This window comes from Thermococcus sp., assembly GCF_026988555.1.
Taxonomy (GTDB): domain Archaea; phylum Methanobacteriota_B; class Thermococci; order Thermococcales; family Thermococcaceae; genus Thermococcus.
Genome location: NZ_JALSLB010000030.1, coordinates 1 through 13,400, shown reverse-complemented (window position 1 = coordinate 13,400; position 13,400 = coordinate 1). Strand labels below are relative to the sequence as shown.

The 13,400-nt window shown below is 54.8% G+C and carries 15 protein-coding genes; 10 read left to right on the top strand and 5 right to left on the bottom strand.

Annotation, left to right across the window (positions count from 1 at the left end):
* Nucleotides 1-15: 15 nt before the first annotated feature.
* Nucleotides 16-318: a translation factor gene (locus MVK60_RS04090; RefSeq protein WP_297436743.1), complete on the top strand. Its 303-nt coding sequence runs from the start codon at nt 16-18 to the stop codon at nt 316-318.
* A 15-nt stretch (nt 319-333) separates the two neighbouring features.
* Here the strand turns inward: MVK60_RS04090 and gltA are convergent, their stop codons facing one another.
* Entirely contained in the window at nt 334-1,758 is a 1,425-nt protein-coding gene (gene gltA, locus MVK60_RS04085; protein ID WP_297436741.1) for an NADPH-dependent glutamate synthase, read from the bottom strand.
* On the bottom strand, nt 1,759-2,595 hold the full coding sequence (locus tag MVK60_RS04080) for a sulfide/dihydroorotate dehydrogenase-like FAD/NAD-binding protein (RefSeq protein ID WP_297436868.1): 837 nt from the start codon (nt 2,593-2,595) through the stop codon (nt 1,759-1,761).
* A gap of 146 nt (nt 2,596-2,741) precedes the next feature.
* On the opposite strand from MVK60_RS04080, the gene MVK60_RS04075 reads away from it, so the two are divergent.
* From MVK60_RS04075 to MVK60_RS04050, 6 genes are all read left to right on the top strand, one after another.
* Complete coding sequence (locus MVK60_RS04075) at nt 2,742-3,746, top strand: 4Fe-4S dicluster domain-containing protein (RefSeq protein ID WP_297436866.1); 1,005 nt, start codon at nt 2,742-2,744, stop codon at nt 3,744-3,746.
* The gene (locus tag MVK60_RS04070; RefSeq protein WP_297436864.1) at nt 3,746-4,618 is read left to right on the top strand and encodes a hydrogenase subunit gamma; all 873 of its coding nucleotides are present in this window, start codon (nt 3,746-3,748) and stop codon (nt 4,616-4,618) included. Before MVK60_RS04075 ends, MVK60_RS04070 begins: the two co-directional genes overlap by 1 nt.
* Nucleotides 4,615-5,355 carry a hydrogenase gene (locus MVK60_RS04065; protein ID WP_297436739.1) on the top strand — a complete coding sequence of 247 codons (741 nt, stop codon included), beginning with the start codon at nt 4,615-4,617 and terminating at the stop codon, nt 5,353-5,355. The genes MVK60_RS04070 and MVK60_RS04065 overlap by 4 nt, the downstream gene beginning before the upstream one ends.
* On the top strand, nt 5,352-6,599 hold the full coding sequence (gene shyA / locus MVK60_RS04060) for an NAD(P)-dependent hydrogenase/sulfhydrogenase 2 subunit alpha (RefSeq protein ID WP_297436737.1): 1,248 nt from the start codon (nt 5,352-5,354) through the stop codon (nt 6,597-6,599). Before MVK60_RS04065 ends, shyA begins: the two co-directional genes overlap by 4 nt.
* 109 nt (nt 6,600-6,708) lie before the next feature.
* A complete protein-coding gene (locus MVK60_RS04055; protein WP_297436862.1) occupies nt 6,709-7,392 on the top strand; it encodes a DUF257 family protein in 684 nt (227 codons plus the stop codon).
* Entirely contained in the window at nt 7,389-8,237 is an 849-nt protein-coding gene (locus tag MVK60_RS04050; RefSeq protein WP_297436735.1) for a TatD family hydrolase, read from the top strand. Before MVK60_RS04055 ends, MVK60_RS04050 begins: the two co-directional genes overlap by 4 nt.
* On the opposite strand, the gene rtcA is transcribed toward MVK60_RS04050, so the two are convergent.
* On the bottom strand, nt 8,234-9,262 hold the full coding sequence (rtcA, locus tag MVK60_RS04045; RefSeq protein ID WP_297436860.1) for an RNA 3'-terminal phosphate cyclase: 1,029 nt from the start codon (nt 9,260-9,262) through the stop codon (nt 8,234-8,236). The genes MVK60_RS04050 and rtcA overlap by 4 nt on opposite strands.
* Nucleotides 9,263-9,365: 103 nt before the next feature.
* Here rtcA and MVK60_RS04040 point away from each other — a divergent pair, with 103 nt between their 5' ends.
* Entirely contained in the window at nt 9,366-9,986 is a 621-nt protein-coding gene (locus MVK60_RS04040) for a hypothetical protein (protein ID WP_297436733.1), read from the top strand.
* On the opposite strand, the gene MVK60_RS04035 is transcribed toward MVK60_RS04040, so the two are convergent.
* On the bottom strand, nt 9,983-10,801 hold the full coding sequence (locus tag MVK60_RS04035; RefSeq protein ID WP_297436731.1) for a hypothetical protein: 819 nt from the start codon (nt 10,799-10,801) through the stop codon (nt 9,983-9,985). The two genes, MVK60_RS04040 and MVK60_RS04035, sit on opposite strands and share 4 nt — an antisense overlap.
* Nucleotides 10,802-10,848: 47 nt before the next feature.
* Complete coding sequence (locus tag MVK60_RS04030) at nt 10,849-11,361, bottom strand: metallophosphoesterase (RefSeq protein ID WP_297436729.1); 513 nt, start codon at nt 11,359-11,361, stop codon at nt 10,849-10,851.
* Nucleotides 11,362-11,476: 115 nt separating this feature from the next.
* Here MVK60_RS04030 and MVK60_RS04025 point away from each other — a divergent pair, with 115 nt between their 5' ends.
* Together MVK60_RS04025 and MVK60_RS04020 are read left to right on the top strand one after the other, a co-directional pair.
* The gene (locus MVK60_RS04025) at nt 11,477-11,971 is read left to right on the top strand and encodes a hypothetical protein (RefSeq protein ID WP_297436727.1); all 495 of its coding nucleotides are present in this window, start codon (nt 11,477-11,479) and stop codon (nt 11,969-11,971) included.
* A partial coding sequence (locus MVK60_RS04020; RefSeq protein WP_297436725.1) for a minichromosome maintenance protein MCM occupies nt 11,971-13,400 on the top strand: 1,430 nt, incomplete at its 3' end. The genes MVK60_RS04025 and MVK60_RS04020, both read left to right, overlap by 1 nt.

The window sequence follows — 13,400 nt, the reverse complement described above, 5'->3', positions numbered from 1 at the left end:
ATCCGGAGGATAACCATGGGCTTGCTGAGACGAATCTTCGGAGGGAAAAGGGGAGGTCTGGAACCGGGCAGGCCCACAGGACAAATCGAGGTTCTGGAACAGTGTGAAGGCGGAAAAAACCATCTCAGGGTCAGGGTTCTTGATGGACTTGTGTACCCAGGGTACCGGGTTTCAAAGAAAGGGAGGATGCCAATAAGACGGCTCATGATGAAGGGCCGGGAGGTGGACTTCGCTGTTGAGGGTGACATCGTGGACGTGATATTGGACGGAGAGCTCGATGCGAAAGCCGGAGACACCCTGAAGGTGTACATCGTTTAGGTGTAAATGAAGAGGTCACTGTGCCCCGCTTAAATAATTGTGAATGGATTTTGCGGCCCTCCTCCCGTCGCCCATGGCTAGGATAACGGTAGCCTCACCCCTTATCGCGTCTCCGCCGGCGAAAACACCCGGAATACTCGTCATCAGATTCCCATCAACCAATATCCTGCCCTTCCTATCGACGTTGAGTCCCTCGACACTCCGGTAGAATATTCTGTTGGGAGTCTGACCAATGGCTATCACCACGTTGTCGAACTCCATCACGAAGGTCTCCCCAGTTGGAACCGGTCTTCTCCTCCCGCTTTCATCCGGCGCCCCAAGTTCCATCTTCTCAAGCTCTATGGCCTTGAGGTTGCCGCTCTCATCCCCAACGAAGCGTTTTGGTGAGACGAGAAACATGAAATTAACGCCCTCCTCCTCCGCGTGGCATATCTCTTCCTCCCTAGCCGTCATCTCTCCACGGGTTCTGCGATAGAGCACCCACACCTCAGCTCCCAGCCTGAGGGCTGAGCGCGCGGCGTCCATAGCGACGTTACCACCACCTATTATGGCCACCTTTTTCCCGACTTTGACTGGTGTGTCGTATTCTGGGAACTTGTAAGCCTTCATGAGGTTGACCCTCGTCAGGAACTCGTTAGCCGAGTAAATACCGTTGAGGTTCACGCCGGGCCAGGGGTAGATGCGCGGAGTCCCGGCCCCGGTTCCGATGAAGACCGCATCGTACTCCTCAAGCAGTTCCCCGAAGGTTACGGTTCTGCCCACCACGACGTCGGTCTCTATCCTCACCCCCAGCTCCTCAACGTTCTGGATCTCCCTCCTGACGACCTCTTTGGGGAGTCTGAATTCGGGGATTCCGTAGATGAGTACTCCTCCGGGCTTGTGCAGGGCCTCAAAAACCGTGACATCGTAACCCATCTTAGCGAGTTCTGCCGCACACGTCAAACCTGCAGGACCGCTCCCCACCACTGCAACCCTTTTCCCCCTCCTTCCGATGGCTCTGGAGGTTTCCCGTAACAGTTCTATCTCTATGCCTTTTTCGCGGGCGTAGTCGGCCACGAAGCGTTCGAGTTTTCCAATGTTAACCGCGGTCCCAACCTTACCAACAACACAAACACCCTCACACTGATCCTCCTGCGGACAAACGCGCCCCGTTAGTGCCGGCAGAGAGTTGCATGCCCAGATGACAGTCAACGCATTTTTAACCGCTTTATCAGGGTTATCCTTGTGCTCTCTGAGCTCCCGTATGAAGCCGGGGATATTTATACGCACGGGGCAGCCTTTTATGCACGGCGCGTACTCGGGCGGGCACTGGAGACATCTCTCCGCCTCCTGTTTGGCCAACTCGAACGTGTACCCAAGATTAACCTCGTTGAAGTCCTTCGCACGCTCTTCGGGTGCCCTTTCCCGCGTAGGGACCCTCTCCCTGATAAGCCTCGGCATTCAAACCATCCCCCTCTCGCGCTTCCATCTCTCAAAACTGATCCTTTCAACATCCTTGTAGTATGTGAGCCTGCTCAGCAGCTCGTCCCAGTCAACTAGATGTGCATCAAATTCCGGTCCATCAACACATGCGAAGAGCATCTTTTTCCCTACCGTGACCCTGCAGGCACCACACATACCACTTCCGTCCACCATTATGGGGTTCAGGCTTGCCACCGTTCTTATCCTGTAGGGGCTCGTTAGCTCCGCTATGGCCTTCATCATTACGGCAGGCCCAACCGCATGTACCAAGTCAATCCTTCTTCCGGTGTCAAGGAGCCTTTGGAGTGCGTTGGTGGTGAAGCCCCTCATCCCATAACTCCCGTCGTTGGTCGTCACGATGACTTCATCACTAACCTCCGCCAGCCTTTCCTCCCAGAAAACGAGCTCCACCGTCCGAAAACCGATGATGGAGATAACCTCGTTGCCCGCATCTTTCATGGCCCGCGCAACGGGGTATATCTCCGCCACACCGACGCCTCCACCGACCATCACAACGGTGCCAAAGAGGTCAATGTGAGCAGGCTCACCCAGGGGGCCGAGAACATCGAGGATCGCGTCACCCTCTCCATAGGTGCCGAGCTCATGGGTCGTCTTGCCAACCTCTTGAACGACCAAGGTTATCGTGCCTGATTTTTCATCCTTGTCCGCTATAGTTAGCGGGATTCTTTCACCACACTCGTGGAGCCTTATCACGACAAATTGGCCCGGTCTCGCATGCACGGCTATCCTAGGTGCCTTTATCTCAAAGAGGTTTATCCCCGGAGCGAGCTTTTCCTTTTTCAGAATCATAAACACATGTACCACCTAACCAAGTTTTGTCAAGGGAGTATAAAACCTTTAGCACTTTCTAAACCCTTAGTTTTCAACCAAAGGTTCTGAGAATCCTTAAATTCCCTTAAGCCAAGTAACCATGTGAGTACATTAAAGGAATGGTGATGACATTGAAGTATGTGAAACTGCATTCGGAGAACTTTGATGACCTTTTTAATTACCTCACTGGGCTTGGCGATGTGTACGCACCGGTTAAAAAAGGCAGAGTACACTCGTTCCAGAGGGTATTGAATTCCAGAGAGGCCGATTTCAACTACACCAGAACAATGCTCCCCCCCAAGAAGTTCTTTATAAAACCGAAGGAGGAGCTCTTCAGGCCCAAGGGGGGCAAGTGGATCGGGGAGGTTGAGGAAAGGACCTTAATCCTGTTCGGTCTCCATTCCTGTGACATCCACGGACTCCAGATACTCGACAGGGTATACCTGAGTGAGCCCGCCGATCCGTACTACAAGGCCAGACGAGAGCGGTCCATCATCATAGGTATGAGCTGCATCCCTGACGAGTACTGTTTCTGCAGGAGCCTCGGAACCGACTTCGCCATGAGCGGCTTCGATCTCTTCCTCCATGAACTCCCCGACGGATGGCTTGTAAGGGTCGGGAGCGTCAGGGGACACGAGATAATCTGGATAAACGAGGGACTATTTGACGAGGTATCAGAGGAGGATCTCGCCAGCTTCAAGGCTTTTGAGGAGGAAAGGGCCAGGGCCTTCAAACGGGAGCTCAACAGGGAGGGCCTGGCAGACATTCTTGACTTGGCATACGACAACCCCCTCTGGAGTAAGTACGCGGAGAGGTGCCTGGCCTGCGGAAACTGTACACTGGTGTGCCCGACGTGCAGGTGCTATGAGGTGTGCGACCGCTGGGCCAGCTCCTATGATGCAGTTCGGGAGAGACGCTACGATTCCTGTTTCATGGAGAGTCACGGGCTAGTGGCCGGTGGTCATAACTTCAGACCGACCCGACTTGACAGGTTCAGACACAGGTACTACTGCAAGAACTACTTTGATCCGGAGGCTGGCTTCAACTGCGTCGGGTGCGGCAGGTGCGATGAGTTCTGCCCGGCAGGCATAGAGCACGTCCGGGTACTCGAGGAGATAAGGGGGTCACTGAGATGATGGGAGAAAACCCGTACAGAAGCCACAACGCCAGGATACTGGAGGTCAAGGAACTAACCCCAAGGGAGAAACTGTACACGCTTCGATTCACAGACCGAGAGATGGGTAACTTTGAGTTTAAACCTGGCCAGTTCGTTATAGTGAACCTGAAGGGCTTTGGGGAGTTCCCGGTGAGCCTATGTTCGCCGCCAACGAGGAAGGGCTACTTCCAGCTGTGCATCCGCCGGGTCGGAAGGGTGACGAAGTTCATCCACGGGATGAATGAGGGGGATGTGGTGGGTATAAGGGGACCCTACGGCAACGGCTTTCCCATGGGGGGTATGGAGGGTTCAAACCTTGTGCTCGTCGCGGGAGGTCTCGGGATGGCCCCCCTACGCTCCGTCCTCTGGTACGCCATCGACACTGGGAATTACAAGCACATGTGGCTCTTCTATGGCACGAAAAGCTACGAAGACATACTCTTCCGTGATGAAGTGCTCCACCTTCTCAAACATGGACCCTCAATGAACTGCACTGTCAAACTGGCCTACGAGGTCGAAACACCCTCCTGTGTGTATCTTGAGAGGGGCTTCTCGACTCAAGTGTGCAGGGGCGTCGTTACGGACCTCTTCAAGGGGGAAGAATTCGACGTGGAGGATACCTATGCCCTGGTCTGCGGCCCGCCTATCATGTACAGGTTTGTCATAAGGGAGCTTCTCAACAGAAAACTCTCTCCCGGAAGGATATACATAACGCTGGAGAGGAGGATGCGCTGCGGTGTGGGCAAGTGCGGGCACTGCGTGGTCGGGACAAGCACGTCAATGAAGTACGTCTGCAGGGACGGGCCCGTGTTCACGTACTGGGACGCTCTCTCCACGAGGGGGTTGATATGATGGAGAAACTTAAACTCGGCGTTTTTGAACTTACGGGATGCGGGGGCTGCTCCTTGAACATCCTCTTTCTTTACGAGAGGCTCTTCGACCTGCTTGAGCTCTACGAACTCGGGGAGTTCCGCATGGCCTCGAGCAACAGAGGGGAGCCTCACTACGATGTAGGGCTGGTCTCGGGAAGCGTCTCAACCCATTCGGATCTGGAACTTTTAAGGGAGGCAAGAAACCGCTCGGACTACCTTATAGCGCTCGGAACCTGCGCAACCCATGGTGGGGTGCAGGGGGGGCTCAGTGAGACCCTCAAAGAGAAGCTGAAAGAGGTCTACGGCTATGACGGCAACCCCATGAGAGCTCTGGACTCAAGGGCCGTTGTGGAGTACGTGGCCGTGGACCTCGCGATGCCCGGCTGCCCGTATAACAGGGAGGAGCTGTATCAGGCACTTATAGATGTTGCAAAGGGCATCAACCCCGTGAGGCCGGACTATCCAGTTTGTGTGGAGTGCAAGCTAAACGAGTACGAATGCGTCCTGGTAAAGAGGGGCCTCCCATGTTTAGGACCGATAACACTCGGGGGCTGCAACGCGGCCTGCGTACGCTCCAATCTGGGTTGCATAGGGTGCAGAGGGCCTCTGCCGGGGGACGTAAACCCCGCAAGCGAGTACGACATCCTCCGGGAAAGGGGGTACAATGATGAGTACATCAGGAAGAAGTTCAAAACCTTCGCGAGGTGGGGACGATGATAATCAAACTGAAGGAGTTCACCAGGGTTGAAGGAAGTGGGGCCGCGGAGGTTGTAATCGAAAATGGGGAGGTTAAGGAAGTAAGGCTTAAGATACTCGAAGGACCGCGCTTCTTTGAACTCCTTACGCGCGGGAGGTACTATTACGATGTCCCGGACATTGAGGCGAGGATATGCGCGATATGCTACTCTTCGCACAGCGTTGCCTCCGTCCTGGCGATAGAGAGGGCCCTGGAGGTTGAGGTTCCAGAAGAAATATCCCTGCTCAGGGAGCTAGCGCTCCTCGGCGAACTTCTGGAGAGCCACGCCCTCCACCTGTACCTCCTCGTCGCTCCCGACCTCTTCGGTTATTCAGATGCCATCAGGATGGTGTCCAAACACGGGGAGATAGTCAGGGAAGGAATAACCATTAAAGCGTTCGGCAACAGGATAAGGGAACTCATCGGGGGCAGGGAGATACACGGCATAAACATCAAACCCGGCGGGTTCGGTAGGTATCCCGATGCCGGGGAACTGGAGGCAATAGGAAGGGAAAGTGACGTCCTCCTCAAGAGCGCAAAACGGGCCATAGAACTCTTCGCAGGGGTTAAACCCTACGGGTGTGTGGCGAGCCATTTCCTTGCAACCAGCGAGTATCTACAGGGAGATTCCCTTATCTCGAGGGAGGAGGAGTTCCAGTACTTTGACGGGATAGAGGAGCGCTCGCTCGTTTACAGTTTTGCAAAGCGGAGTCTCCACCACGGAGAGCCTTTCCTGGTCGGGGCACTGTCAAGGCTCCTCCTAAAAGCGGACATGCTGACACCTGGAGCCAAAGGGTTCTTTGAACGGTACAGGGAAAAGCTTGAGACGGGATACGTAAGCTACAACAACCTGGCACAGGCCATAGAGCTGGTTTACTGCCTGGAGCGGGTGCGTGAGATAACTGGGACCTTGCTGGATCGCGGGATTAAGGGAGAGAACGTCCCGGTAGAGGTAAACGGAGGAGGGGAGGGCATAGGATACGTGGAGGCACCGCGGGGGGTCCTCGTACATCACTACAGGATAGACCGTGGGGGAAAGGTTGAGTACTCAAACGTAATCACCCCAACGGCCATGAACCACGCAATGATTGAGGCAAGCCTGCTGGGGGAGGCCAAGAAACTCTACGACAAGGCCGATGAAAGGAAGGTGGTGCAGAGACTTGAGGAGACGGTTAGGGCCTTCGACCCGTGCATCTCCTGCTCCGTGCACGTTGTCAGACATTGAGTACCGTTAATTACCCCACCAAAAGGAAGCGGGCACAGCCAAACGGCGCACGGCATCCATGACGAAACGTATTTATTGAATAGCACCTAGTTATTAACTGGTGGTACACATGTCTGTGGCAGAGATGTTCAACTTATTCGACAGGGTAAAATTCGGTGAGATAGCCCTGATAGAGCACCGATCCTCAAGTTACGTACCAGATCTGCTTTCATTACTCCTCAAGAGATACGCCGAGGAGAGAGGTTACATGTTCATAGTGGATGATAACCTGGACATACTCCACGTGATAAACGAGCATCTGAAGGCATTTGGGGTAAGCGGAGCCTTTGACGACGCTATCGTGGTAAAGACCGGTGGCCTTCAAAAGGTCGGGCGGGTTGCGAGCAGAATAAACGTTGAGGGAGAGCCCTCGGTGTACCTACCCAAATACAGCCATGCCACGGAGGGGGTGTTCTCCCAAGCCGGTAAGTCGGTGAACGTGGTTCTGGGACTTGAGAGGATCTTTGCCTTCATAAACAACCTGCGGGATTTTTACATCATGATCCTGGGAGCCCAGGGTTTCCTTGGCAACACCAAACGGAAGGCGTTCTACTTTATGGACATTGACGTAGCGGAGAAGCTTCCCATCAACCCACTGCCAGAACTCGAGAGAATAGCCACCACCGTCATAGACGCGGAGCCCGAACTCGACAAAATCAACGTCCTGGTCTTGAAGGCCCCCGACGTCGACATCATAGAGGAGCGGTTTTCGTTCTCCCTTAACGATGTGATACAGAAAGAGGGGACATCATGATAATCCTCGACGACCACTTCCATGTTGACCCGTACAGGGGGCTCTTTCTTGAAGCGGTGAAGGAATTCCACCGTGCCGGCGGGACGCACCTGATGGTGGTCTACAAGACGGCCCACGACTACGGCTTCCCCGGGCTGAAGGCGGAGGACTTCGTCAAAGCCATGGACTTCCACATCGGGCTGGTCGAGAGAATCAACAAAGAAACACCTGTAAAAGCATACGCCGTCGTCGGTGTGCATCCGGCAGAGTTCGTCTACCTGGCGGAGCAAAAAGGCCTTGAATACGCTAAGAACGAGGTGATGAAGGCCCTCGAGCATGCCCAAAAGCTCTGCCTCGAGGGGAAAGCCGTTGCCATAGGAGAAATCGGCAGGCCCCACTACGAGGTAAGCGAGGAAATCTGGAACGCCAGCATAGAGCTGATGAAGTACGGCATGGCCCTTGCCAAGGAAGCCGACTGCGCCGTGCAACTGCATACGGAGAGCTTTGACGAGGAGAAGTTCCGCAAACTTGGGGAGTACGTCAGGGAGGTCGGTATAAAGCCCTATCGCGTTGTTAAGCACTTCTCGCCGCCACTCGTGAAGGTGGCCGAGGAGGTCGGAGTCTTCCCGAGCATCATCGCGAGCAAGAAGAACATCAAAGAGGCAATAGAGCAGGGAAACAGGTTCATGATGGAGACGGACTACATAGACGACAGGAAAAGGCCGGGTGCCGTCTTAGGCCCAAAGACCGTGCCTAAGAGAACTAAGGCCTTCCTCCAGAACGGCCTGTTCACAGAGGAGGACATCTATAAAATCCACGTGGAAAATCCGGAGAAGGTCTATGGGGTGGAGATTGAGGAGGATTAAACCTCCGCTCTCTTTACAACCCCCACCCTTCCAGGCTCCCCAACCTCTCCCTCGACTTCAAAGATTCTGCCCAAGAACTGCTCCACGACCCAGACGTTGGTGAGGAGATGGCTGGTGATCTCAACAACGCCTATCTCGCCGCCTGCAAAGGCCAAGAAAGGTATCAGCTGGTCGCCGAGGAACCTGTCAACCGCCCCCTTAAGCTCCAGCTGGTCGAGGAGCTCGTCTGCCGCTTCCCTGCCGACAACCTCTGCCGGCTTTCCGCGCTTTCCGAGTGCATCTCCAGCGAGCCTGAGCGAGTCCGTCTCGGCCCAGACGACGATGCCGCTCCCGGGCCCGAGGGAGCGCGATACCTCGGTCTCTATCTCCACGGGGATGCTGTAAAGCTCCTCAAGCCTCTCTTTAGCGGCCCTTGCCTGCCTCTCAGCGACGGGGGCAGGTAGGTTGGTGGTGTGGCTTATCCCGGCGAAGCGTTCTATGCGACTCCATCCGATGGCCTTCAGGGGCTTCATTTCCTCCCAGGGCTTGACCCTTCCAACTACCAGCCCGCCTCCCTTGGGATAGTGGCCCCTCCGCCTGATTTCGAGCTCGGCCTCAATCCCCATCTTCCCGAGGGCATGGAGCGTTACGTTCTTCAGGTAATCAACAGGCGGGCTCCAGGGGACGTCGGTTCCGCCGGTTATCTCAAAGCTTCCGCCGGTGAAGGCCATCGCCGGAATTAGAGCCTGAAGGACCAGCGTGACGCTCCCGGCCGTCTTTATGGGAACGCGGACGTGCTTTGGCTCGGCCTTTCCGGGTATGAACTCAAGAACAGTCGAGCCAACCTGCGTACCCCTAACCCTCGCGTTGCCTAGCTCTTTCAGAGCCAGAATCCCGTGGAGGTGCTGGGGCCTTAAACCTGGGTTTGGTCTGTTGGCGCGAATTTTGACGATTTTAACGGACTTTTTGGTGATGACTGAGAGGGCTATGGCGGTCCTCAGTATCTGCCCCCCGCCCTCGCCGTAGGAACCGTCCAAGGTTATCAAGCTCCTCACCCCCGTAACGTTCACCCAAAACCCTAAAAGGATTTCCACTTGGAACCAAAGCCTTTTATCCGGTGATGAATGTAACTAGATGGGAGGTGAGGGCATGGATCCCATTGAGTTCTGTATTAAAAGCCTCAGCTATCCACTCGGACTAATCCTGGAGAAGCTTCCAGTGAAGGTGGGAGGACAGAAACTCGTCGTGAGCGAGACCCTACAGGTTCCCGAGTTTCAGTTCCTGGCGCGCTGTTACCTGGTCGCACGCGGACTCTACGAGGCTCTTCCAGAGGAGGAGAAGGAACGGCTCGCCGAGGACATCGAAAACATCGAGGAATGGAAGGAGAGGTTTCCACCCTTGAGACTATCTGAAAAATCGCGAAAAGTCCTGGAGAATCCCTGGGATTTCATAGAGGTGGAGATGGGACTGGCAGTGGACTGGGTGGAGTATGGGAAGAGGGTGTCCAGGGTATCGGAGGGGTATGAGACCATCCTGGAGTCGTACAGAAAAACCGAGGGAAGTAAAGCAGATAAAAGCGAAAGGAAAAACGCGTTTATGAGAGCAACCGCCAACGTTTTGAAGAATCTCAACGTCGAAAACGCGCTTCTGCTGGCGTATCTGGTTCGCGAAAACGGAGAGCTGGAGGAGTTCCTGCTGGCGTCACTCGGAAAGCACAACGAAAGGTTCCACGAGGAGGTTGTGAGGTACTTCCAGGGGTTATCATCCTAAATGCCCAGATGGAGACGAATGGCTAGAGCCAGAGCCTCCTCCCACTCCTTTCCAGTTTTTTCCCTGAGTTTCCTAGCCAACCTCGCCACAGTTCGGGCGTTCCTAACGCCTCTTTTCTCGGGGGGAAGAGTCGTGAAAATCTCGTATGGCACCTCAAATCCAAGTTCCCGGGAAACTTCCTCCGAAAACTCCCTTGGGGATAGGGGGGACAGCTTTATCACAACGGAGAACTCCAGAGAGGAGTATTTTGAGGCATCAGCCGTCTCCACGACGAGCGGTCTGCCGGATTCCAGGAGCTCTGCAGCCCTCTCAACCGAAGGCTCCCTCACCAGAAGGGCATTTCCGTGAAGGTAGGGACCCAGGTCAATGCCTCTGCGGTTCTCAACCAGAGTGCTTTCACCCAGCCCTAAAAGCTTCAATTTTGCGGTTTCCCCCGACCTACGACCGGATTCATCCGAGAACTCCCCTAAGAGCCTCCGGCTGACAAGGGTCATTGAGTAAACCTCCTCAACACCCGAGGTGAAGAGAACGCCGTTGGAAAGGAGTTTCAGCCCCAGCCGGGAGAGTTTCGCAGAGAGTTCACCCTCACTCCGCGTGGTTATGGCTCCTTTGTCCCCCACACTTTCAAAACCTCTCTCAACCACGATGAAATCCGAAGGGAATATCCCCTTAGCTTCAAAGAATTCCTGAAGGGTCTTGGCGGCCAGCACCTCATCCATGGCGTAGACTTTAATGAACTCTACGTTTTCCCTTCTGTCAACACCTATGAAAACAACCGCATCGTGCCGTTCTCGGGGCGCAAGCACGTCCTCCATACACACCGCCCTCAACCTGGAGACATCCACGACCCGCTAGGCGCTCTTTAGAGACTCATGGCCCCAAGGAGCTCCCCAGTATCGATGTTGAATATCTGAACCTCCCTCCGCCTGCTGTCCAGGAGTGCAACGCTCTTGACGCCCGTCACGTAACCGCACACCTCTCCAGGGTTGATGAGTATCGTCCTGCCCTCCTCCCTTATCTCATAGCGGTGCGTGTGTCCCACGACCACCACATCGTAGAGCCTACTCCGTGCGAGGGCCCTAACTATACGCTCGTCAGTTCCGTGCGTTACGGCTATCCTCATCCCATCGGCCTCCACCTCAAGGATCTCATCGTAGATACCGAGGGCCTCGTAAAGTCCCTTTCTCTCGCCGTCGTTGTTGCCGAACACCCCTTTGAGCGGGGCGTTTAGGTTCCTGAGTTCGTTTGCAACGAAGGGGGCGACGTAATCCCCCGCATGGATGACCAGATCCACGTTCCTTGAGTTCAGGAACTCAACCGCTTTCCTTATCGCGGGGAGGTTATCATGGGTATCGCTCATTATCCCTATCCTCATGTTCCCACCACACTGGATGGGGCGCAAGGGCTTATAGGCTTAACCCATCCAGCATCCGGGTGCCCAAAGGTCTTTAAGTCCATAAGCCGAGTGAGTTATTCGAGAGGGTGGTGGCATGTTCACAGGGAGAGCACTCATAGCCGTGAAGATACTGAGGCCCTTCGGCGATTGGAGCGTCGGAGACATCGTGCTTATCGAGGACTGGAAGGCGAAGGAGCTGTGGGAGAACGGAGTGGTTGAAGTCGTTGACGAGGCGGACAAGGTGATAGGGGAGATAGACAGGATGATAGCCGAGGAGAGAAACAGCGAGCCCCTTACCCCCCTCCCCTCAGGACTGTATGAGAGAGCCGCGTTTTACATATACTACCTCGAGAACTACGTCCGTCTGAACGCAGGGGATGGCATAGAGACCATCAACGTCAAGCTCACAAAGCTGGCCAACCTCAAGAAAAAGATGGAGTATCTCAAGGTGATCCGTTTTAAGAAGATTCTGAACTCGGTTATGCTCCGGCCAAACAGCCTGGAAATACTGTCCCGCCTTTCCCCGGAGGAAAGACGTGTGTACCTTCAGCTGTCAAAGGTAAGAGACGAGTGGCTTGGTGATGGATGATGGATAGGGAAGAGATGATCGAACGTTTTGCGAGGTTCCTTCGCGAGTACGTCGATGATGAGGGTAGCCCCGTTTATCTCAACAAACTCAAAGACCTCCTAACAGTAATCCCCAGGCGCTCCCTCCCCATAGACTGGTCCCATTTGAACTCCTACGACCCAGAGCTGGCGGATGAGCTCCTTGTCAATCCAGAAGAGGCCATACTGGCAGCGGAGGATGCAGTACAGATAGTTCTCCGTGAGCCGCCGTTGCTCAAGGGGGAGGAGTTCAAGGTCCACGCCCGCTTCTACAACCTACCCCACAGCCTCCTCGTGAAGGAACTGGGAAGCGAGCACATAAACAGACTGATCCAAGTTGAGGGCATAATCACGCGCGTGAGCGAGGTTAAACCATTCGTGGAGAAAGCGGTGTTCGTGTGCAAGGACTGTGGCAACGAGATGGTCCGCCTTCAGAGGCCCTACGACAACCTCGTGAAACCGGCCAAGTGCGACGCCTGTGGAAGCAGGAACATCAACTTAGACGTTGAGAAGAGCCGCTTTATAAACTTCCAAAGCTTTCGTCTCCAGGACCGGCCGGAGAGCCTCAAGGGTGGTCAGATGCCCCGATTCATTGATGCGATCCTGCTGGATGACCTCGTTGACACGGCTCTGCCCGGCGACAGGATCCTCGTTACAGGAATACTCCGTGTGATACTTGAACAGAAGGACAAACGGCCGGTTTTCAAGAAGGTTCTTGAGGTTAACCACATCGAACAGCTCAGCAAGGAGATAGAGGAGCTTGAGATATCCCCCGAAGACGAGCAGAAGATAAGGGAACTGGCCAGAAGAAAGGACGTCGTTGACGCCATAGTGGACTCGATAGCCCCCGCCATATGGGGAATGAAGAACGTCAAGAAAGGTATAGCGCTCGCACTCTTTGGGGGGGTTCAACGCACCCTGCCCGATGGAACCAAGCTCAGAGGGGAGAGCCACGTTTTGTTGGTTGGGGACCCCGGAGTGGCGAAGAGCCAAATTCTCCGCTACGTTGCCAACCTGGCACCAAGGGCAATCTACACGAGTGGGAAGAGCTCAAGCGCCGCCGGCCTCACCGCAGCGGCTGTTAGGGACGAATTAACGGGGTCCTGGGTTCTAGAGGCTGGCGTTTTGGTTCTGGCAGATGGAGGGTTTGCCATGATCGACGAGTTCGACAAGATGAGCGACCGCGATAGAAGCGCCATACACGAGGCCCTAGAGCAGCAGAGCTACCATCACGACTTCGAACTCCTCCTGGCGGACGGGGGGAAGGTCAAGATAGGCGATCTGGTTGATTCACTCATCGAGAGGAACCGTGAAAGGGTCATACGGAGCAAAGACACAGAGATACTGCCGGTTGAAGATGTAGAACTTCTCGCTTACGACATCAAGGAGAGAAAGGTCGTCAGGGTCAGGGC

Excerpts from the sequence above, each read along its gene's own strand:
- MVK60_RS04090 (WP_297436743.1), top strand. The coding sequence starts at position 16 with ATGGGCTTGCTGAGACGAATCTTCGGAGGGAAAAGGGGAGGTCTGGAA.
- gltA (WP_297436741.1), bottom strand. The coding sequence starts at position 1,758 with ATGCCGAGGCTTATCAGGGAGAGGGTCCCTACGCGGGAAAGGGCACCC.
- MVK60_RS04070 (WP_297436864.1), top strand. The coding sequence starts at position 3,746 with ATGGGAGAAAACCCGTACAGAAGCCACAACGCCAGGATACTGGAGGTC.
- MVK60_RS04065 (WP_297436739.1), top strand. The coding sequence starts at position 4,615 with ATGATGGAGAAACTTAAACTCGGCGTTTTTGAACTTACGGGATGCGGG.
- shyA (WP_297436737.1), top strand. The coding sequence starts at position 5,352 with ATGATAATCAAACTGAAGGAGTTCACCAGGGTTGAAGGAAGTGGGGCC.
- MVK60_RS04055 (WP_297436862.1), top strand. The coding sequence starts at position 6,709 with ATGTCTGTGGCAGAGATGTTCAACTTATTCGACAGGGTAAAATTCGGT.
- MVK60_RS04050 (WP_297436735.1), top strand. The coding sequence starts at position 7,389 with ATGATAATCCTCGACGACCACTTCCATGTTGACCCGTACAGGGGGCTC.
- MVK60_RS04040 (WP_297436733.1), top strand. The coding sequence starts at position 9,366 with ATGGATCCCATTGAGTTCTGTATTAAAAGCCTCAGCTATCCACTCGGA.
- MVK60_RS04035 (WP_297436731.1), bottom strand. The coding sequence starts at position 10,801 with ATGGAGGACGTGCTTGCGCCCCGAGAACGGCACGATGCGGTTGTTTTC.
- MVK60_RS04030 (WP_297436729.1), bottom strand. The coding sequence starts at position 11,361 with ATGAGGATAGGGATAATGAGCGATACCCATGATAACCTCCCCGCGATA.
- MVK60_RS04025 (WP_297436727.1), top strand. The coding sequence starts at position 11,477 with ATGTTCACAGGGAGAGCACTCATAGCCGTGAAGATACTGAGGCCCTTC.